A 21945-nucleotide genomic window follows, 5' to 3' on the forward strand; every position below is an offset into this window, starting at 1 on the left:
AAAATCAGGACGAAACTATCCTGATTTTTATTATTCTGATTTTTATTTTATATGCACACATATTGGCTTTAATTCAAATATTAGTAAATTCGGGTTTTCACAATCAACCCATAGACGTTATTAATGACCAAAGAGTTCATCACCAACCAAGAGAAACTACTCACGAATGTTGTAAACAATTACATCAAGGATTCTGAAAACCTCTATTTCTTAGTAGGGTTCTTTTATTTCTCTGGATTTGAAGAGATATTCAACAACATCAATGACAAAAAACTCAAAGTACTTGTTGGCCTCGAGATCGAAAGAGGGATAATGAACCAGGTGAAAGAAGTTGAAACATTGGTTGACCGGAATCTTTCGAGACAAGAAACAAGAGAAAATTTCAACAATAGCCTTGTTGATTTATTCAACAACACGAACTTTTTCGACAGTCGGAAGAACATAGAAGCCTTCAAACTATTCTATGAGAAGATAAAAGGGGGTACGCTTGAAATACGCAAAACGAAAGACCCGAACCACTCGAAAATGTATCTATTCGAGTTTGATGAAGATCACTCTCACCATGGGGAGGAACTGGGACGTGTTGTTACCGGTTCATCTAACCTCACTCGATCGGGATTAAGGGCGCAGTATGAACTGAATGTTGTACTTAAAGATAATTCCGACTTTGAGACCGGTAAAGAAATTTTCGATACACTTTGGGGCCAGGCAGTAATCATTGCCGATAAGGATAACATCAAGATATTTGAAGATGATGTAATTGAAAAGATATGGTTCGACAAGGTATATAAACCAATTCTACTTTACATTAGAGTATTGCATGAGTACTTTAGTATTGACCTGGATCAAAAGGTAAAATATCCACATGAGATTACGAAAGAACGTTTCTTTAATCTACGATATCAGATGGATGCTATTCAACTGGCGTTAAGCACCGTTGAAAAACACAACGGAGTTATTATCGCTGACGTAGTTGGACTTGGAAAAAGTATTATTGCCTCATCGGTAGCACATAATCTTAACCTAAAGACGATTATCATTGCTCCTCCCCATCTTGTTAAACAATGGGACGACGAATACCGTGATTATTTCGATTTTAATGCCAAAGTATTTAGTAGTGGCAAAATTGCTGCTGCATTAGAATACATGAACAACAACTCTGATGGTGAGGAAAGATTAATAATAATTGATGAGGCACACAAATACCGTAACGAAGAAACTACAGATTACGGAATGCTGCATAACCTTTGCCAGGGGAATAAAGTTGTGTTGTTAACAGCAACGCCATTTAACAACCGGCCGCAAGATGTTTTCTCCATGATTAAGCTATTCCAGGTTCCGGCAAAATCAACTCTAAAAACAGTTGGCAACCTTGCAGAAGAGTTTTTTAGACTCATTGCAGAGTATAAGAGACTGGAAAAGACACAAAAGGATCAGTCGGAAACACCAGAGGCAATTAAACTAAAGGTAGATGATATTGCCCGGCAGATACGACTAATCATATCGCCACTGGTTATCCGTCGTTCACGTCTCGACCTGGACGAGATTTCAGCCTATAGTGACGATATTAAGACACAGGGAATTGATTTCCCCAAGGTTAATCCACCCGAACAACTAACATACGACTTAGGCAGTATTCAAGACCAGTACATTTATACTCTTGAACGTATTGCATCTGAAGATGGTAAGAATTGTTTTAAGGGAGCGCGCTACCGGCCTATCACTTACCTTAAAGACTTTAAAAAATATAAGAAAACCATCGAGGAAGAGTTTGGTAACTTCAACTTATTTAGAAACGCGCAGAACCAGATTTCAAAATTCATGCGCAGGTTATTAGTTCGCCGATTTGAGAGTTCAATAGCAGCCTTTGAATCAACATTGAACTACATGATTCGTTCATCAGAAAACATTGAGCAATGGATTGAAGTTCGTAAAACCGTCCCCATTTTCAAAAAAGGAAATTTACCTGACATTGATAGCTATTACGAAATCAATTCGGATGACGTACTAAGAGAAATTGAAGGCATGAACCTGGATGATGAGTTGGCGAAGCTAAAAAAACGTGGCTTGTTTGAGATCCCGATTGAAGATATAAAGGTTGGATTTATAAACGATCTTAAATCAGACATAGCCATATTGAAAGCCTTGCATGAATTATGGTTTGAAGATGGCATTAAGGACGATCCAAAACTGAGTCAGATTGCAGTACTTCTAAAGAAACACATGAAACTGGAGCCGAAGCGTAAAATCATTGTCTTTTCGGAGTATGCCGATACGGTGGACTACCTCTACGAGAATTTAAAGAATGATCTGCCTGTGTTTAAATACACCTCCAACGATTCATCAGTTAAGAACAAACAAACCATTGATACCAATTTTAACGCCGGATTAGACAAAGAAAAACAGGAGAACAAGTTCAAAATACTATTAGCCACCGATGCCATTTCAGAGGGTTATAACCTGCACCGGGCAGGAATGATTATCAACTATGATATTCCGTATAATCCTACACGCGTTATACAACGGATTGGAAGGATAAACCGCATTAATAAGAAAGTGTTCGACACCCTGTTTATTTATAACTATTTCCCCTCATCGGTTGGAGAGGATGAAACACGCACTAAACAAATATCGACACTTAAAATTGCCATGATACAAGCCCTGTTGGGTGACGATACGAAAGTATTAACTGATGAGGAACAACTACAATCCTTCTTTAAAGAACGATATGCCGTTGAACTGGAAAAGAGTGAAGAACGTTCGTGGGACACCAGATACAAAGACTATTACCTGAACCTTTCCGACACCAACTCAGAATTGTTAAAATTGGCCCTGGAAATTCCTAAACGAACAAGAATCGCACGCGCTAACGAAGAACAGGAAGGGGTACTGGTATTTGGTAAAAAGGCAAACGACTTTGTGTTTCGTATGGCCAGATCGCAAGATAAAACAGAACCACTACCACCGGAAGAAGCCTTAAAACTATTTGAGGCTACTGCAACAGAAAAGGCATTTAAAACTTCGGAACAATTTGAAACACTCTACGAAAAGGTAAAAGACGATTTATTCAAACGCAATACCCAGGTGCCCAACGAAAAATTAAAACGAGAGGTACTCGACCGACTGGAAGTGATCACACAAAACAGTAATGGAAGTATTAAAGACTACTTATCTGATTTAGTTGCCGTAATTAACCTGGACGGGTTACCACGACATTTCCTAAAATTCCTGAATAAGATAAAACCAAACGAAGCAGAAACTATACCTGAAAAAATAAATCCACACTATATCTCAACCATCCTTAAAACAGCACGAAGTGTCGATGAAGGAGAAGAGTTATTGATATTGTCGGAAGAATTTATTCACCCAAAAACAAACATTAAAACTGAAGCATGATTGATTTTAGCCTACCCTACAAGAAAAAGGATTTTTTAAACTTTCTCGAATCATTTTTACCCGAAGATTATAAGGAGCATAATGAAGAACTTGAGATTCCTTTTAAATCGAAATACACGAATAAAGTAACATTTTGGGGCGAAAGTAACAGCCTTAACCTTGCTGTATATAAAGTTAAACACAGCTCCGAAAACGATGCCCGGGTAAGTTTAACACGCGAAATGTTTCGTTTAATGGCTGCATTTGGCAAACGCAGAGCATTGGTAGTTCTTATTCCAAAAACCGGCGATAGTTACCGCTTCTCGCTTGTAACCATCGACCTAAAAATTGACGAAAAAAACAAAATCCAACGCGATTATTCCAATCCCAAGCGTTACTCGTTTATTCTTGGAGTAAGAGCCGTTCATACTCCACAGAAATTTTTAGTTACCCAAGGACGAGTAACAAGTTTCGAGGATCTGCAGAAACGCTTCTCGGTTGAAGTTGTTAACAAGGAGTTTTACAACCAGATTGCAGTTATGTTCTCGCGCTTGGTGGGCGGTAAGCGCAAACAAGGCTCACGTACCAAAAATTACGACCACGAATTGGAACTACCCTCAACACCTTATGAACACAACGAACAGAAATATAAAGAATTTGCGGTACGCTTAATTGGTAGAACAGTGTTCTGCTGGTTCTTGAAAAAGAAAAAATCGGCCGATGGTATTCCTTTAATTCCTGAAGATGTACTATCAACTTTTGCCATTTCATTTAATCCGAACTATTATCATGGCAGAGTAGAACCATTGTTTTTTAATGTATTAAACACACCGGTTAATGAACGTTCTAAAGAGTTTAAAGAAAAACCCTATAATCAAATCCCTTTTTTAAACGGTGGATTATTTGAACCACAACCCGATGATTTTTACCCAAACAATAAACCCAACTACGCTTTAAAAATACCTGACCAATGGTGGCGTGATTTTATTGATATACTGGAAACTTACAATTTCACCATTGATGAAAATACCAGTATTGATATTGATTTATCGGTTGACCCCGAAATGTTAGGCCGTATTTTTGAAAACCTGCTGGCTGAGATTAATCCTGAAACCGGAGAGAGTGCCCGGAAATCGACCGGAAGTTATTATACACCGCGCCCCATTGTGGAATACATGGTTGATGAAAGCCTGAAACAATACCTTGTAACACAAACAAGCATAGATGAAGAAAAACTGGATTTATTGCTCGATTACAGCCGCGAAGAATCTGGATTAGATGCTAATGAAGAAGATACAGTAAACGAAGCACTGAGCAAAATAAAAGTACTTGACCCTGCCTGTGGTTCCGGGGCATTTCCTATGGGTATTTTGCAAAAGATGCTCCTCATCCTGCAAAAGGTTGACCACAATGCTGAAAACTCAATAGAACAAATACTTGCTGATATTAAAGATCCGGTTTACCGGAAATTGATAGAGTCGAAACTAAAAGCTGCACAGGTTTACGATGATGATGATCTGGACGATTATGCCAGAAAACTCAACATTATCCGGCGTTCAATTTATGGTGTAGACATTCAACCTGTTGCAGTTGATATTGCTAAACTCCGTTTTTTCTTGTCAATAATAGTAGATGAGGTAATTCAAGACGATTTACCCAACCGTGGGATTGAACCACTGCCCAACCTCGAATTTAAATTCGTTTGCGCGAATACGCTTATCCCTTTGCCTCCCGACCGTCAACTATTTGAAAACGTTGATTCTATTAATAAGCTGGAAGAGTTACGTGACCAATATTTTATTAGCTATGGTGAAGAAAAACAGAACATTAAAAATGAGTTCCGTAAGGTACAAGCCCAAATGTTTAATACCAGTATTGACTTATTGAGCCGTGAACCCGGCAGCCACAACACTGTACCGCAAACTCAGACCCAGATGTTAGCCACCTGGAATCCGTTTAGTAACGATTCAACTAAATGGTTTGATCCAAAATGGATGTTTGGGGAGCGGGATGGATTTGACATTGCTATTGGTAATCCACCATACATCGGAGAAAAGAAATTTACTAATCTTTTTGCTCCAATAAAAAATCATATTTTTTGGAAACCATTTTACAGAAGGCGCTCAAATCTATACTACTTTTTCATAATTTACGGCATCTTCTTGAATGCAAAGAATGGTGTTCTGAGTTACATCGTCCCAAATGAATTTATGACAGCTGATTGGGCTAATCGTGTTAGAAAATACATCTTAAAAAACACGAACCTATCACAACTTCTACTCTTTGAAAACAGTGATGTATTTGAAGATGCAGGCACGTCAAGTGCTGTATTGCTGCTAATAAAAAATCAAAAGAGAAAAAATGGAAAGCTATTTTTAATCGATGAATTTTCGAAGGAATTGAACTTAAAAACCTGTTTGGATAAAGAAGCGATTATCAACCAGGATAATTTCGACGAGTCAGGTACTAATATTTGGCATTTCTTTGAATCAGAAAATAAAAGAATTGAAGAAATAGAATTAGGAGAAATATGTGAAGTTTCGCAAGGTATTGTGACAGGATGCGACAGGGTTACATCCAGGCATGCAGAACAAGGATTAATAGAAAAAAGTCTAATAGGTAGAGGAATTTTCGTTTTGCGAGAAGATATTGATTACAAATACCATAATGACAGAATATATCTTAAAATAGAAGAAGCCTGGGTAAAATTAAAGAGAAAGGATGAGAACTATTTAAAGCCATTTATTAATAGTACCCATTTAAAAAGATATAAAGTAAAAAAAACAGATGAGCTTATCATTTATGTGGGTAACCAAGAGCCTTCAGACAACATCTACGATTACTTATTTCAGTTTAAGACAGTATTAATAAATCGTTCGACAACCGTTGATTATAACATTACCACGAATACTTTTGATAAATATACAGAAAGAGACATTAAAAAAGTTTATAGTTCAGCTGGAGCAGTACAGAAAGTAATGAAACGCAAGCACTGGTACAAACCATTATATGAAAGATTGAGTGTGCCATTTGACAATGCAAAGATAGTAGTTAATACAAAGAAAATGGATTTGTTCTCTTATTCAGGCAAGCCAGTTTATGCTTCCGGTGGAGGATTGGGTGGTCAAAACTACATCTATCTTAAACCTAAACAGAAATCGAACTATCTCCTCGAAGTGCTAAAGCTTACCACAAGTAAAGAATTTACAAAATTAATTTCAATTATACTTAACAGCAAATTAACAAAGAAACATATCAAAGAAGGAAACTTCAACCAGCTCAGTACATCAAAAATCAAACAACTAAAGATTATCAAGTTGCCGTTAGATTGTGCAGAAGTATTCAGCAATTATATAGCCATCGTCAAGTGTTTAAAGTCTCCTCCTGCGATCCTGGACCTCATGGTCTACAAGCTCTACGAACTAAGCTACGAAGAAGCCTTAATTGTTGACCCGGAGTTGCCCGGCATTATTTCGCGTGAGGATTATGAGCAGGCTGGTATTGAGGAGTTGGCGGAGTGGGAAGTGTAAAAAAGAACAGAACTTAACTTTAAACACATGGTATGAGGCAACTTGACAAAACAGAAAAACGCCTTTTGTGCACTTTAAAGGAATTGTGCGGAAATAAAACCGTGTCGATAAAAATTGAAACCATTATAGAATCGTTCGAGACCTTTAAAAAAGTAGAGTTCGAGTTAATTGCAGACCCTCCAACAAAAATCGTGCGTTATAGGGCAAAAAATGAAGCTGATTATAATCTTTACAAAAACACCCTGGCAACTTTTATTAACCTCATCGACCAGCTTCGTAATGAGCACTGGATATTCATGGTTCCTCGAAATTTGCATGGATTTGAAAGTGGCACTTATAATCCAATTAATGGAGAAAAAAAGGATTATACGGATATTAACAGGAATCTTCATGATAGATTTGTTGACCTTTTTGACTATGAAATTTATTTAACAAAAGGACTCCTCGACTATATTAAAAACAATTTTAAAACAGAAGAAAAAAGGCGATTCAATAAATCACACAGAGCTACCTGGATTGCGATTTTAATTGCGTTTATCACTTTAGTTATTACAAATCTGCCTTGCTCTAAAAAAAATGAATCGTTCGTCAAATTAGAATCAAACGATATTAAAGCTATTACAAGTCATATTGACAGCATCAACGAAAAACTTGATTCGATTACACTTTATCAAACTTTAGATCTGTCAACTTCATTACCTAATTACAAAGTTACTGCTGTAGACAATTTAAATATCCGAAACAACCACATTTTATCCAATAATACTATTTCCGGTCAATACTTAAACAAGGGCGATTTAGTTGTTATACAGGAAGAAAAAACAGTTGGCTCTGAAAAGTGGTTGAAGATTTTATACGCAAATGATTTAAATGGAGACTTGGCAGAGGGTTGGGTTTGTGACCGGTCTGGATTTTTTTACTAACAATAATAAACTTGTGTATAATGCCAAATATTTTCAAAATAATAGAAAAGGTTACAAGTAGAATAGAGCCATTCCATTCTGAGTTTTTGGCAGATGCATTACGTAAAAATAGCTCATTATTAGTTGGCCTGCTGCATTTAATACAAAACCAAACCAGAATTAACCTTTCCGACCTCATCAATGCCAACCAATTTGAAGTCATCAGCGAAGATTCCTTTGACGATAATAAAAGAATAGATATTGTTATTCTCTCCCCTGCTTCCAAAGATATTGTAGGTATTGAGGTTAAAACAACTGATTCGAGTGTACGAGACAATCAGCTAAACGAGTATTACGCCAAACTCACGAACAAATACCCTGGCAAGAGAATTATTTTTGTCTTTCTCACCCCATATAACATTGATAACTTGCCAGAAGAAATTAATCCCTCTAACATTAAAGCCATTAAGGAATTTTCTTACTATGCCAGTAACCACACTAACTCAGTGCATCTAAATTGGGATCAGGTGATTAGCTTGTATCAAGATCTCGATAATTATGCAGGAAGCATTTTTGAATCACACCATGATTTCATTCAAAAAAGAGTAACAAATACCGCCAAGTTAATTAGCAGATTATCAAACTTGGAAAGAAACAGAGGTCTTGCTGATTTCTTTGGAGAAGAATGTGTTGAAACTTTTTTAGAAAAAATTATGGATAGTAATATAACATACCAGGAGAATGAGAGCAATATAACTTTCCCCATTCCCAATAATACAACAGCAATAGGAAATCTACTTTCATTGTTTAGCATCCTTATTGAATCTGATAATCTTAAAAAAACCGTTAAAAGACAGGATAGAGTCGAGAAGGCATTAATCCTCAGCTACGAAAACAGCTCACATGGAGATTTCTTTATATCCTTCTTTGACTTGATCCATTCTTATAAATACCTTTGGATAGAAGGGAAAGGAAACCTGGGAATAAGAGCAGCACACGAATCACACCCAAGTTCGGGTGTGAGCTTATTTACGATAGACAGAAATTCAATAGCGATCCGTAAAACAAGATAGAACTAAAAACTAATAAGATGGAAATATCAACACTTTTATCACACATTGACAACGGCCATATGGCTTTACCTGAGTTTCAACGAGGCTATGTTTGGAACAGAGATCAGGTACGTAGTTTTTTTGATTCATTATACAAGAGGCATCCTGTTGGAAGTTTACTTGTCTGGGCAACGCAATCAACCAATGCAGTGCATCGTGGTGATGGACAGTTAGCACCCGGAATTGTAAAACTAATACTTGATGGCCAACAAAGAATGACAACGCTATACGGGGTAATACGAGGTAAAGCTCCGAAGTTTTTCGAAGGCAATGAGAAGGCATTTACAGGGCTTTACTTTAACCTGGCGACGGAACAGTTCATGTTTTACTCGCCAATGAAAATGGACGAAGATCCGCTATGGATTAATGTTACCGAACTGATGAAAAAAGGACACGATGGGATTGATGAATTAACTGCCAGGCTATATAGTAAACCGGAATTAACAGGACAATCGAGATATGTTGGTAAACTGGCTAAATTACTTGGGATTAAAGATGTCTCGTTCAACATTGAAGATGTTACAGGAGAAGATAAAACTATTGATGTTGTAGTTGATATTTTCAACAAAGTTAACAGCGGCGGAACCAAACTATCAAAAGGAGACCTTGCCTTAGCTAAAATTTGTGCAGAATGGCCGGATGCCCGGGATTTAATGAGAGGGCAGATTGATGATTGGAAACATTCGGAATATCATTTCAACCTGGATTGGTTATTAAGGTCTGTAAATACCATCTTAACAGGTGAAGCAAAATTTCAATATCTACATAATCAGAAAGCTGTGGACATTGAGAATGCGTTTAAAAAGGCAACAAAACATATTGATAATGTACTTAATCTAATTTCAGGCAGATTAGGATTAGATCATGACCGAGTATTATTTGGCCGTTTCGCCATACCAGTCATGGTTCGATTGTTAGATAACTTAAATGGAGGATTAGACGAGACAACAAGAGACAAACTCTTATTTTGGTACGCTCAGGCTGGTATGTGGGGACGATTTTCCGGTTCAACAGAATCTTATATCGATAAGGATTTATCAGTGATAGAAGGTAAGGAGAATGGAATTGATAATCTTATAGAGCAACTAAGACTATGGCATGGAGGATTAAAAGTGGAACCAGGGCACTTTTCCGGCTGGAGTCTTGGTGCCAGGTTTTATCCGGTTTTGTATATGCTAACCCGTATGGGAGAGGCCAAAGATTGGGGTACTGGAATTCCATTAAAAGCCAGCTTGCTGGGTAAAATGAATAAACTTGAGGTACACCACATATTTCCAAAGGCACAACTTTATAAGTACGGTTATTCAAGGGCAGAAGTTAATGCACTTGCAAACTTCTGTTTCCTTACTAAGGATACAAATCTAAAAATTAGTGACAGGTTGCCGGAAATATATTTTGAAGAAGTGGAAAGCAGTCATCCTGGCGCACTATCTTCTCAATGGATTCCAATGAATGAGGATTTATGGAAAATTGAAAACTACCGATTGTTCCTTCAGGAGAGACAAAAACTTTTAGCTGAAGAAACGAATAAGAAAATGGAAGAATTGCTACATGGCGACACAAAATGGTTGTCTGGTTCGACTGTTCAACCACCGCAAAAAATATATGGAGGAATTTCTTCTGACGATGAAGAAAAAGAACTGGAAGAACTTGCATCGTGGGTAGAAGAACAAAACCTGACACCCGGTGAGATAGCATATGATTATTCCAATCCTGAAACAGGCCAGCAAGAAGCCATATTTGACTTAGCATGGCCAAATGGCATTCAGGAAGAATTAAGTGAACCGGTGGCTGTTCTGCTTAACGAAGGAGCAGAAACTCTTGCCATAGCTAATAATGCTGGATTTAGATGTTATACATCAGTAGATGATTTTAAACGATATATTGAAAAAGAAATATTGAGAAAAGACAAACAGCTTATGCTCTACTAACCCTGTCAAAACTCTAACCTAACTCAAATCAACAGGCTCAATGAGATTAGCAATAAAGAGGCCTTAATTGTCGCCCAAGAGTTCTCCGGTATTATTTTGCGTGAGGATTATAAGAAGCTGGCAGAGTTGAATGTTTGATATAGATTTTTATAACTTTGATAAAAAAGCTTAAACGATTGCATTAATGGAAGAAAACATATTCTTCGACAGAAAATCATTAAAACTGGTTACCGGAAAAACTGCCGACTGGAATGAAATAGCCAAGGATTGTGTAAGTTTTGCAAATTCAAGAGGCGGCAGCATACTCATTGGAATTGAAGATGAAGAAAATGAACCTGCAGTTAATCAAAAAATAAATCCGGATTTACCTCAGAAAATTATAAAAAGAGTTTCAGAACTCACAATTAACGTCGGAACAACGGCTACAATTATTACCAGTAAAAATGGTGGTGAGTATGTCGATTTAAAGGTATTACCAAGCATTTCAACAATTGCCAGCACTACCGATGGAAAGTACTACTATCGAGTCTCAGATAATTGCCTCCCACTACCTCCTGACGAGCTTATGCGGTTGCTTACCGATAAACCATCATACATTTGGGAGACTAAAGTCGTTCGCAATGTACCGAAAACCGAAATTGATGAAGCCAAACTTCAAAGTTTCATTCTAAATATTCAAGCATCTGACCGTATTAGCAAATTTGTAAGAGATAAAGGCAAAGACGAACTACTGGAATACTACTTAATGGCAGAAGGCCAACATTTAACGAACCTGGGCGTGCTTTGGCTTGGCAAAAGAAACGATCGTGCTAAACTTCTCTATGCACCGGTTGTTCAATTCCTTAAGTATGACGAGCATGGACAGCGTGTTAATAAAATGGTTTGGGACGACTTTTGGTTGAACCCTAAGGAGTTAATAGAAGCTGTTTGGACACAGATTCCCGACTGGAAAGAAGGAATAGAAGTATCAGATGGCATGTTCCGAAAATTTATCCCTAATTACGAAGAAGAAGTTGTACGAGAACTCTTGGTAAATGCCCTTGTCCACAGACCATATACAACGCGTGGCGATATTTTCATTAACCTATATCCAGACCGATTAGAAATTCGTAACCCGGGTCTTTTCCCGCTCGGAGTTACCACAGAAAACATTCTTCATAAAACCATACGAAGAAATGAACACCTTGCAAAAGTCTTTTACGATTTAAAACTGATGGAACGCGAAGGATCTGGTTATGACAAGATGTATGAGATTCTGTTAGGTAATGGCAAAGAAATTCCTATTCCAAATGAAGGAGATGACAGTGTTTGGGTTACTGTAAAAAAACGTATTACAAAAAATGAGATTGTGTCCTTCATTAATCGAGTAAATAATGAATATCAGTTACGACAAAAAGAACTTATATGCTTAGGCTTGGTCGCGCAGCATACAACCCTATCCGCAATCGAATTTTCATCACTTCTAAATCTGCCAGGACAAAATGCCATAAAAGACTGGTTAGGAAGATTAATTGACCTCGGAGTTATCAGAACAAAAGGCAAAACCAAAGGAACCGAGTACTTCGTGAACCCGGAATTATTAAGAAAAACCAAATTTAAAGGCAAAACTACTCTTAAAAAGATTGAAGATCACAGGCTCCGAGAATTGATATATCAAGACCTAATTACTTATCCCAAAAGCGCAATAGGTGATATTCATAATAGAATTGGAAAGGAAATCTCGAAGCGTCGAATAAAATTTCAATTAGATCAAATGAAAGAAAAAGATGAAATCGTTTGGGATGGAGAAAAGAGATGGCGCCGATATTCTATCAACAAAAAGGCATGAAATAATTAACAATTGTTGATAGATTGTTGATAGAATCTGTTAATAGAAATTAATACATGATGCTATGATTGATTCCCATTAAGAACAGAAATGCACATCTATATCACTGATTTACTGATTCATTTTACACTAAGCCAGTCTGCTAATTTGCCTTTTTAAGAACCCTCATTTTCATATCAACAACACTGAATGTATTCTCTAAATTCTTTCGCAACGCATCCGGATCTTCGTTAATATACTTACGAAGTGTTTTAAAGTCTGTGTGCTGAGTTATATCCATGACTTGAGGAATTGGCATCTTCGCCACATTTAGAAGCAAGGAAACACATGTTCTACGCCCCGTGTGCATTGTTATGTGCTTATGAAGGGGTTCTGTCCTAACCAATTTATCGCGACCTCTCATACGTTCAGTTGAGACCATCCTATCAAGTTCAGCCTCCTCAGCTGCTTCCTTCACGTAATCGTTAAACTTTTGGTTACTGATCTCAGGCAGTTTAAAGTTGTACTTTTTCAAGACTTGGAGTGCTGGTGCAATGTAACCGATAAAAGGAACAATAGTCTTCTTACCTGTTTTCTCAGCCTTAAAAATCCAGGAGTCACCTACAATATCTGCCTTATTAAAGTTTGCAATATCTCCCCATCGCTGTCCGGTAAACGCGGCAAAACAGAATAAGTCACGCACTTGTTCCAAGCGTTTATCCGCAGAAAAATCATGTTCATAGAATTTCTTTAACTCATCCATTGAGAGTGTAACAATATCTTGTTTAGGTTTCCTTCGCGAAGAAAAGTCGGTACGCTGAAACTCACGATTCTTGTGATGTCCGCGTTCAAGGGACCACTTAAGAAAGTGTTTTAAGTTTTCAAGATATTTTGACACGGTGTCATTCAACAATCCTTTTTCGTTATTACCTTCCTTGTCCTTTCTCTTTGGATTTTCTACTTCTGTCAAAAGGTAGTTCCTGTAATCATCATAGAAATTCATATCAATCTGTGAGAAGGTGAGGTTCTGGTACTTTCTTTTGTCCGCGCAAAATCCTTCCAATGACTTTTTCAGCGTCTTATACTTCTGAATAGTCCTTGGTGACACATTCGTTTTATTCTTATCTATATAGTCCTGTAATACATCAAAGAAGCCCGTTCCATCTTCAAAGTCAGGATTCTGCTCTGACTTTACGAACTCTACGATTTTCTCCTTTACCTGATTGAATGTAATGTCTGCATTCTCGTTTACCAAACCGTTATAGAAGTCCGTTACATTTTTGTATAGTGTAGTGATTCTTTTATTGAATTCAGAACTCCCCGTTAGATTCGTCTTCATTCGTTGTTTGCTGAAGTCCCAATCTTTCGCGCGAATATTGAGGTCTGTCTTACATTTAAACCTGTTTTTCCTATCAAAACCAAATACCATTAAGATCGGTGTTTCAATAGGATTGAAGTACTTATCAAGCCTACCGTTTTTTTGCTTCTGCTCTTTTACTTTATCTGAGCTACCTTTTTTAAATTTCTCTCGTAGTACAAAATTGATGTTTGCCATGCTATTCAAGGTTTTTAGAATAATTAATTTTGGGACACATTTGGGACACATTTGGGACACAATGTCTTAATCATTCAATATTTCATCGAATCCAAAAATAAAGAAATATTCCTAAAAGCACTATATATAGAGACTTTTATTTAACTGGCCGATTAAAATAAAAATTAAGAAAAAATAATTTTGTAGCGCGGCTCCCGCTACTTTTAAAAGCCAGAAGACATTTTCTTCTGGCTTTTTTCGTATTATCGCACCCGTTAAACACCTATATCTTTACTACTTTTAATTCCGATTATTATATCCTTATCTATTCAAAAAAAATTTATATAAAAGGTAGGGGTAAATTGTTTGAGTTCGGTATGTTTATGAAAGTTGGGAAAAACCATCTTTTTTATGCAGGCAAAAAGAAGCAAACAACTAAAGCTTGTAAGGTGCACTAAGTTGATATAAACCCGATAAAACAAAGAAAATTGACCAAGGAAGAGTTTAAAGGATTATTTGACGAACAGTTTGATCGGATAAGAAACTACATCTATTACCGGTCGGGCGACAAAGAACTGGCTACTGATATTGCGCAGGAGGCATTTATGAAATTATGGGAGAAAGATTTTGAATTCCATCCGCAAAAAAATGTAGGATTGCTGTACAAGCTGGCTACCGAACTTTTTATTTCGAGATACAGGCGCAATAAAATTGCCGACAATTATAAAAGCTATGTACAATTTAAGTTAAACGACGATGCTATTAAGCCCGACGAAATGATGGAATACGAACAACTTAAAGAAGACTACGAAAAAGCACTTGCTGAAATGAGCGAAAAACAACGAACGGTATTTTTACTCAATAAACACGAGGGGTTTAAACAAACCGAAATTGCCGAACAACTAGGCATAAGTATTAAAGCCGTTGAAAAACGAATGAAAAATGCCTTAAGTCTGCTACGCGTAAAATTGAATTACAATGGTTAACAGAAAAATTTGAAGTGATGAAAAAAGATAATACGGAAAAAATAAACAGCTTAACCGAGATGGTGGAAGTAGACTATCCGCAATCAAAAGAAAGCATATGGAATTTAATGGAAGAGCAACTTACAAGGCCTGCCACAAAAGAAACAAAAGTGCGAAAATTGAATTTTCAGCACTTGGCTATTGCCGCGTCTGTTGCTATTTTACTGGGTATTGGCTCTTTTATGCGTTTTTACCAGATAGATTATACCGCCACCGCTGGCGAACACCTCACTGCCCAACTGCCCGATGGTTCAGTGGTTGATTTAAACGGACAGTCAAGCTTGCAGGTAAATCCTTACTGGTGGAAAGTAAAACGAACCGTTAAACTTAAAGGTGAGGCCTATTTTGAAGTGGAAAAAGGAAAACGTTTTTCGGTGGTGAGCAACAATGGTAGAACAACGGTATTAGGCACAAGTTTTAATATATATGCCCGCAATAACCATTACGAGGTAAGCTGTTTAACTGGTAAAGTTGAGGTAGAAGTTGGAAGTGGAATAAAGCAAATTATTTATCCTAATCAGCAAGCCATTTTAAAAAATAACAGCATTGAGGTTGCCGAAACTAACGTTACACACGCTACTGATTGGAGAAACAATACATTTTTCTTTACATCAGAACCTTTACAAAGGGTATTTAACGATATTGCAATTGCTTACAACATAAATATTGATGTACAAACAGAAGATATTTACACCGGCAGCTTTAAACAGTCAGACAACATTGAAGATGTTTTAAGTATAGTATGTGTGCCTTTAAATCTTACATTTGTAAAACAACAATCAGGCGATTATGTAATAAAAAAGAATTGATTTTTGAGGTACGTATTATTATTATCAACACTGTTTCTATGGACACTAACCCTAAATGCTCAAACTGTTCATTTGCGATACAACAATCAGTCGCTTGATAAAATATTAATTGATCTTCAGGCAAAATACTCCGTCAATCTTTCGTTTAGCAATAACCAGCTTTCAAAATATACTTGCACTGTTAATAATGATTTTTCCAACGTACACGATGCGTTGGAATTTCTGCTTATAAAAACCCCGTTGGTAGTTGAGCAGTTCGGAGATGTTTACCTTATAAAACAAGGCACAGAAAAGGAGAGCAAGACTTTTTTACTGGCCGCAAATATAATCGACAAAAACACGCGCGAACGCTTGCCCTATGCACACATTTTGGTGAATGAACGGCCACTTACCACCAACCAGAACGGCAGTTTTTCGGTTAAATGTAAAACCGATTCAGTTTTTAGGGTAAAAGTAAGCTACCTGGGTTTTTACCTCTGCGATACCGTGCTAACCGCCTCAACACAACACCAACTGGAATTAAAAGCTATTTCTTATGAAATTGAAGAAATTAACATAAATGCCCTTCATTCGATCCATAAAACCGGAGAGGTGAGCAAGCCGGGAGCAATTAGGCTGAACAGTTTTGTAAGTAATTATTTACCGGGTAACGGCGATCAATCGGTATTTAATCTGCTGAGGTTACAGCCTGGAATACTGGCCGCCGGAGAGCAATCGTCTGATCTGCTGATTTGGGGCAGCTACGAGGGGCAAAGCAAACTGATACTGGATGGTATTACGCTTTTCAGTATGAAAAATTACAACGACAACATTAGCACAATAAATCCTTTAATTGTAAAAGATTTAAGTGTATTTAAAGGAGCTTACGGGATCGATTACGAAGGCAGGGTTGGAGGCATTGTTGATGTGTCGGCAAAGGACGGAAACAGGCAGAAATTCAGCTCGAGCCTTAATGTAAACAACCAAACCGTAAACGGACTGGCTTCCGTTCCCTTGTTCAGCAAGAAAGCCTCTTTGCTAATGGCCGTCAGACAAACCTACTACGAGCTGTACGACCAAAGCAGGCTTACCTTAAATTCAGGCAAAGGTGAAAATGCTGCCACAGAACGAATTTTACACCCCGATTACAATTTCAGAGATTACAACCTCAAACTATCAGGTGATTTTAACGACAAAACAAGCTACCGGATTAACTATTTACACGGTAAAGACAGATTTGAATACGCTCTGAACCTCGAGGGGAAACAGTCGAATTTTATCTACAACGACTCGGAAAAAAACAGGCAAAGCGGCTGGTCGGCACAAATCAATCATATTTGGAACAATGGAATAACTTCCCGGATTTCGGCTTCCGGTTCTTCATTAACACGGAACATTACAAACGAACAGCAGGCCGGAGGTGGTACCGGTGGCGGAAATGGCAGTGGAGGAGGAAATTCGGACTCCAGCATTCCATCAGGAAGTGCTATTTATCAAACCTTGTTAAACGACAAGATCGAGAACCACATTCATGAACAAAATATAAAAATTGAAACACATATTCCGCAGGCAGAAAACTACCAAATAAAAGGATTTGCTGCCTGGAATCATCATGAAACAAAATACAAAGAAGATTCGCTTAATGTTAACATTCATCGGTTGGACAATAAGCTAAACCGCCTAAACCTTGGCATAAACAACCACCTAACAATTGGCAAAAAACTGGATATAAATGCAGGCCTTATTTACGAACACATTTTACAACACAACAAAAATTACTGGCAGCCAAGGCTTAGCCTCAGGTACCTGGTAGACAAAAATTTAGACATTAGTTTATCGTACGGCAAATACACACAGCACGTTACTCAATTGCCACAAATAGATGATTTTAACCACATCAGGTACTTTTGGATGACCAGCGATTTTGACCAGATTGCCGTACAAGAAGGCACACACAAAGTATTGGGTTTTAACTATAAGACTGGAGGCTTAAAATTCGACTTGAATGTATTTCAGCGAAACACCAAGGGCTTAACACGTTTTATTAATTACGAGTACAACTCGGCTGTTTATAGCGGAAAAAGTCGCTCGTCTGGTTTTGATTTTCTTTTTAGCCAAACCTACCGAAATTTGAACTTTTGGATAGCTTACACCTACAGTAAAACCGAAGAACATTTTGATTATTTTGAGACTGATAATTTTGCGCGTGCACTGCACGACCAGCGCCACGAACTAAAAGGTGCAGCCATTTACCGTTTTAACAAATGGCATTTTTCGGCTAACTATGTTTTGGGCTCTGGTTTTCCCGATTTACTTAGCAATACCGTACTTGATAATTACCAACGCCTGGATATGGCCATTAACAAAACCTTTAATCTCAGGAAACTAAACATCAATACCGGAATCTCCATTTTAAACCTGCTCAACCATAAGAATATTAAATACGACAATTTTTACCGCCTCGAAAGCGACGAAGGAGATGTAACCTTACATGCTGAAGCGCTTCCTTTTACCCCTACAATTTATTTAAACCTTACTTTTTAATTACAATTTTCTACCACCTAAAACACACTGTTTTACTGCTGTTTACATAAATAACCTCAATATTTTTTCATTTTTTTTCGTTCCGCAGGTAGGGGAAAAACCACTTCAAACGGTGTGAAGATGTAAACATTATTTAATAAATTAAAAAATTGTATATCATGAAAACATTAGTAAAATTTTTAGCAGCATTTTTCTTTATTGCATTTGTAGCCAACACATCATTCGCTCAAACCGAAGAAGGAGCAGTTTGCGATGGAACCGGAGTACCACAACAATTAAACGAAGGAACTGGAGAAGGCGTGCGTGGAGCCGGTAATGGTAACGGCAATGGAGTAATGACACAGATAAAAGAAAATGGAGGTGAATTTCAGGCTACATTTAAAGCCACATTAACCGAAGAACAATTGGCAATTATTGAAAACCTGGAATTAACCCGCGAAGAAAAAAGAGAAGCTCTTCAGGCTACTTTCAGCGAAGCTCAACGTGAAATGTATGATGGCCACATGGCAGAGGTTGCAGAAAGACAAGCAGCACGGGGTAGCAATGCATTAAACAAAAGCCAAATGGAGCAAGCCGTAAAAAATGGCCTGCAAAAAGGAAAAGGAGGCAAATAATTAAGAGCTTAAGAACTACAAAAAGGCACTTAAAAGTGCCTTTTTGTTCTGCTGTTTCCAACAAAAAATAATTTTTTATTCTTCTTGCCGAGGCTGTTTTCAGGCATTTTACGCTTTCAATCTTGTAAAAGCAAAGCATTTAAAATCATTCACGAAGTTTAAATTACCACACCATGAAATCATTTACTTACATCATTATTCTTCTGGCTTGTTTACCGGTTTTATTGCATGCTCAAAACGACAAGGTAATTTCTACTGTTTTAGATACCCAAAAAGAAGCAAGACTTGATTCGTTAATTAACGACCTGTTCGCTAACGATGCTGAATTACAGAGTTTGCTTGGTGGTGGCAGCCCGTTTAAAACCCATTATTTTTACTACCGAAATTCATACAGCACCAAAACCATCTTCTCTGGTCGCGAAATTGGCAACAACCAGATGAACATTGGCAACCAGTTCTTTTATTTAAATGGCTCTGGCTTTTACGCCGGTATTTCCGGAGTTTGGTATAATCAACTCGACCCGGGCTACCGAACAACGGTGTTAATGGGAGGTTACAGCAACAATTTATTTAAAATAGATGCGCTTCGGGTGAGGCTATCGTACCTGCGCTATATTTCGCATATAAACGACCCTGCCTACGAACCGCTATACACCCAAAGCGTAAGCTCGGGATTTACTTTGAGTAATAAAAAAGTTGGCTTGAGCGTTGACGGAGCCCTAAATTTAGGAAATTACGATAGTGGAAGAAGCCTATCGGCCGATGTTTTTGGCAACATCGTACTGTATAAAAACGGCCCACGCAAAAAGATAAAACTTCGCCCTGAAGCTTCGGTAACCTATGGCATCGACTACCAGGAATTTATTCTGCCCGAGAGTTTTATCGATCCGCAAACCGGTATTGAATACAACTCGTACTACGACGACAAATTCGGACTGATGAACATTCAATTTACCCTGCCTCTTTATGTCAGCTACAAAAACTTCGACTTTCAGCTTTCGTACCAGTACAATATGCCCCAAAATTTTGTCGATGATATTGAACACCCCAACGTTTCAGCATTTCAGTTCTCGATGGGCTACTTTTTTAGCTTAGGCAAATAAGCATCTGATTCGTTATTTAATTATCGCTGAAGGATAGTTAACTTTTGACACAAGAGCTATTAGCTTTTCATCGCTGGATACTCAAAAACATCCGGAATTAAATTAATCGTTTTCAGGCACAAACCGCTCTACATTCAAAGTTAGCTGCTCAGCAAGCATTCACAGTAACTATGGGCACTAGAAAATTGTGCATTCAAAGCTTATCCTCTTATTTTAAACGCCGCATCTTTTCCCAATAAAAACCGTATAGTAAATCAGGCCGGTCTCAGAAGTTTTTTTCTTGTCGCTTTTCATCTCATTAACTGATTGATAATCACATCTCCGGATTGTTTAACCAAAAATCAGTTATTATGAAAAAAATTATCTTTTTTGTATTTGTTACAACTATGCTTTGTGCTTGCGATTGCCAATGGCGACTAGCCGTAAGTGAGGATATTGCCCTTATTGCCAATGCCGGGATGACACATGTTAACGGTGGAGAAAGTTACAACCCTGCATTTGGAGGAGCTATTGGAGCTGAAACAACCGTACTCAGACGCGATGAAAAATCATCCTTCAAAACCGGTGTAAATATTTCATTTCAGGGAGCAAGCTACGAGGAAACAATTTCTTACGATACCTATTCACTCAAAAGTGTACAATTGGAAGAAAATACCTTTTCAGGCAAAGTAAACCTATCGTACCTGAATATTCCCTTATTGTACCATTACCAATCGAATAGTGGATTTTATGCAGAAGGCGGTCTGCAACCCTCGTTTTTATTAAGTGCTAAAGATAAACCTGATGAAGGTGCAAGCTATGATTTTAAAGACTATATAAAAACTGTAGATATTGGAATTCCCGTGGGTTTGGGATATCAACTAAATGACAACTTAAGCCTGGGAGTTCGTGCTGTTTATGGGTTATCTAATATAAACACGGAAGGAACCGAGATGTATTCAAGTGAGGATAACGACCATAACGTAACCGTATTTGGTGTATTCCGTTATACCTTTTCTAAAAAATAAGCAAAAGAAAAGCCGGCATTAAAAAAATACCGGCTTCTTGTATGTATTAAAAATGTATTTACTGCTTTACGCGCTCGCTGTAAGAACGGTCGGCTGTACTAACGCGAATAACATCGCCTTCGTTTATAAACATGGGCACCATAACCTCTGCTCCGGTTTCAACGGTTGCAGGTTTTAATGCTGTTGAACTGGCGGTGTTTCCTTTTTCACCCTCAATAGTTGCTGTAATTGTTAACTCCACTTTGTCGGGCATTTCAGCTGTTAACGGAAGCTCTTCTTCTGCATGAAACTGAATTTCAATTACCTGTCCTTCTTTCATCAGGTCGTTATTTTCAACCATCGATTCGGGTATTGAAATCTGCTCGTAAGTTTCGGTATTCATTACATTTAACCCCATATCATCGCGATACAGGAACTGGTAAGGACGGCGCTCAACACGAACATCATCAACTTTAACACCTGAGTTAAAAGTATTTTCAATTACCCTACCGGTTTTTACATTTTTAAGTTTTGTACGTACAAAAGCGGGGCCTTTTCCCGGTTTTACGTGCAGGAATGATACAATGGTGTAAATGTCACCTTTAAACATAAAGCACATTCCATTTTTAAAATCTGCTGTAGAAGCCATGATAAATTTTTTTCTTTTTAAACCGCTGCAAAAATAATTAAATCC

The 21945-nt window shown here is 37.6% G+C and carries 14 protein-coding genes; 12 read left to right on the plus strand and 2 right to left on the minus strand.

Translation table 11 applies throughout. From position 1 onward, the window contains the following. Positions 1-123 precede the first annotated feature (123 nt). From QZ574_RS00910 to QZ574_RS00935, 6 genes are all read left to right on the plus strand, one after another. A complete protein-coding gene (locus QZ574_RS00910; protein WP_297085784.1) occupies positions 124-3396 on the plus strand; it encodes a helicase-related protein in 3273 nt (1090 codons plus the stop codon). Beyond that, positions 3393-6905 (plus strand): N-6 DNA methylase, encoded by a 3513-nt coding sequence (locus tag QZ574_RS00915; protein ID WP_297085786.1) that lies wholly within the window; start codon positions 3393-3395, stop codon positions 6903-6905. Before QZ574_RS00910 ends, QZ574_RS00915 begins: the two co-directional genes overlap by 4 nt. Before the next feature lie 32 nt (positions 6906-6937). Beyond that, entirely contained in the window at positions 6938-7828 is an 891-nt protein-coding gene (locus QZ574_RS00920; protein ID WP_297085787.1) for a hypothetical protein, read from the plus strand. Between the two features lie 20 nt (positions 7829-7848). Further along, on the plus strand, positions 7849-8880 hold the full coding sequence (locus QZ574_RS00925) for a PD-(D/E)XK nuclease family protein (protein WP_297085789.1): 1032 nt from the start codon (positions 7849-7851) through the stop codon (positions 8878-8880). 17 nt (positions 8881-8897) lie between these two features. After that, positions 8898-10850, plus strand: coding sequence for a DUF262 domain-containing protein (locus QZ574_RS00930; protein ID WP_297085792.1), 1953 nt, complete (start codon positions 8898-8900; stop codon positions 10848-10850). Positions 10851-11034: 184 nt separating this feature from the next. Beyond that, complete coding sequence (locus QZ574_RS00935; RefSeq protein ID WP_297085794.1) at positions 11035-12678, plus strand: ATP-binding protein; 1644 nt, start codon at positions 11035-11037, stop codon at positions 12676-12678. 142 nt (positions 12679-12820) lie between these two features. On the opposite strand, the gene QZ574_RS00940 is transcribed toward QZ574_RS00935, so the two are convergent. Then, positions 12821-14212 (minus strand): site-specific integrase, encoded by a 1392-nt coding sequence (locus QZ574_RS00940; protein WP_297085798.1) that lies wholly within the window; start codon positions 14210-14212, stop codon positions 12821-12823. A 467-nt stretch (positions 14213-14679) separates the two neighbouring features. Here QZ574_RS00940 and QZ574_RS00945 point away from each other — a divergent pair, with 467 nt between their 5' ends. The 6 genes from QZ574_RS00945 to QZ574_RS00970 all read left to right on the plus strand — a co-directional run bounded on the left by QZ574_RS00945 (position 14680) and on the right by QZ574_RS00970 (position 21272). Beyond that, positions 14680-15177 (plus strand): sigma-70 family RNA polymerase sigma factor, encoded by a 498-nt coding sequence (locus QZ574_RS00945; RefSeq protein ID WP_297085800.1) that lies wholly within the window; start codon positions 14680-14682, stop codon positions 15175-15177. A gap of 17 nt (positions 15178-15194) precedes the next feature. After that, on the plus strand, positions 15195-16025 hold the full coding sequence (locus QZ574_RS00950) for a FecR family protein (RefSeq protein ID WP_297085802.1): 831 nt from the start codon (positions 15195-15197) through the stop codon (positions 16023-16025). Positions 16026-16028: 3 nt separating this feature from the next. Continuing rightward, on the plus strand, positions 16029-18548 hold the full coding sequence (locus QZ574_RS00955) for a TonB-dependent receptor (protein WP_297085804.1): 2520 nt from the start codon (positions 16029-16031) through the stop codon (positions 18546-18548). A gap of 158 nt (positions 18549-18706) precedes the next feature. After that, positions 18707-19162, plus strand: a complete 456-nt coding sequence (locus tag QZ574_RS00960; RefSeq protein ID WP_297085806.1) for a hypothetical protein — start codon at positions 18707-18709, stop codon at positions 19160-19162. Positions 19163-19335: 173 nt separating this feature from the next. Next, complete coding sequence (locus QZ574_RS00965) at positions 19336-20265, plus strand: hypothetical protein (RefSeq protein WP_297085807.1); 930 nt, start codon at positions 19336-19338, stop codon at positions 20263-20265. 350 nt (positions 20266-20615) lie between these two features. Then, on the plus strand, positions 20616-21272 hold the full coding sequence (locus tag QZ574_RS00970) for a porin family protein (RefSeq protein ID WP_297085809.1): 657 nt from the start codon (positions 20616-20618) through the stop codon (positions 21270-21272). 58 nt (positions 21273-21330) lie between these two features. Here QZ574_RS00970 and efp read toward each other — a convergent pair whose 3' ends face one another. Then, positions 21331-21900 carry an elongation factor P gene (gene efp, locus QZ574_RS00975; RefSeq protein WP_297085811.1) on the minus strand — a complete coding sequence of 190 codons (570 nt, stop codon included), beginning with the start codon at positions 21898-21900 and terminating at the stop codon, positions 21331-21333. Positions 21901-21945 lie beyond the last annotated feature (45 nt).

Source organism: uncultured Draconibacterium sp. (assembly GCF_913063105.1).
In the GTDB taxonomy this organism is placed as follows: Bacteria; Bacteroidota; Bacteroidia; order Bacteroidales; family Prolixibacteraceae; genus Draconibacterium.

Coding starts and splice junctions, on each gene's coding strand:
- QZ574_RS00910 (WP_297085784.1), top strand. CDS start 124: ATGACCAAAGAGTTCATCACCAACCAAGAGAAACTACTCACGAATGTT.
- QZ574_RS00915 (WP_297085786.1), top strand. CDS start 3,393: ATGATTGATTTTAGCCTACCCTACAAGAAAAAGGATTTTTTAAACTTT.
- QZ574_RS00920 (WP_297085787.1), top strand. CDS start 6,938: ATGAGGCAACTTGACAAAACAGAAAAACGCCTTTTGTGCACTTTAAAG.
- QZ574_RS00925 (WP_297085789.1), top strand. CDS start 7,849: ATGCCAAATATTTTCAAAATAATAGAAAAGGTTACAAGTAGAATAGAG.
- QZ574_RS00930 (WP_297085792.1), top strand. CDS start 8,898: ATGGAAATATCAACACTTTTATCACACATTGACAACGGCCATATGGCT.
- QZ574_RS00935 (WP_297085794.1), top strand. CDS start 11,035: ATGGAAGAAAACATATTCTTCGACAGAAAATCATTAAAACTGGTTACC.
- QZ574_RS00940 (WP_297085798.1), bottom strand. CDS start 14,212: ATGGCAAACATCAATTTTGTACTACGAGAGAAATTTAAAAAAGGTAGC.
- QZ574_RS00950 (WP_297085802.1), top strand. CDS start 15,195: ATGAAAAAAGATAATACGGAAAAAATAAACAGCTTAACCGAGATGGTG.
- QZ574_RS00960 (WP_297085806.1), top strand. CDS start 18,707: ATGAAAACATTAGTAAAATTTTTAGCAGCATTTTTCTTTATTGCATTT.
- QZ574_RS00965 (WP_297085807.1), top strand. CDS start 19,336: ATGAAATCATTTACTTACATCATTATTCTTCTGGCTTGTTTACCGGTT.
- QZ574_RS00970 (WP_297085809.1), top strand. CDS start 20,616: ATGAAAAAAATTATCTTTTTTGTATTTGTTACAACTATGCTTTGTGCT.
- efp (WP_297085811.1), bottom strand. CDS start 21,900: ATGGCTTCTACAGCAGATTTTAAAAATGGAATGTGCTTTATGTTTAAA.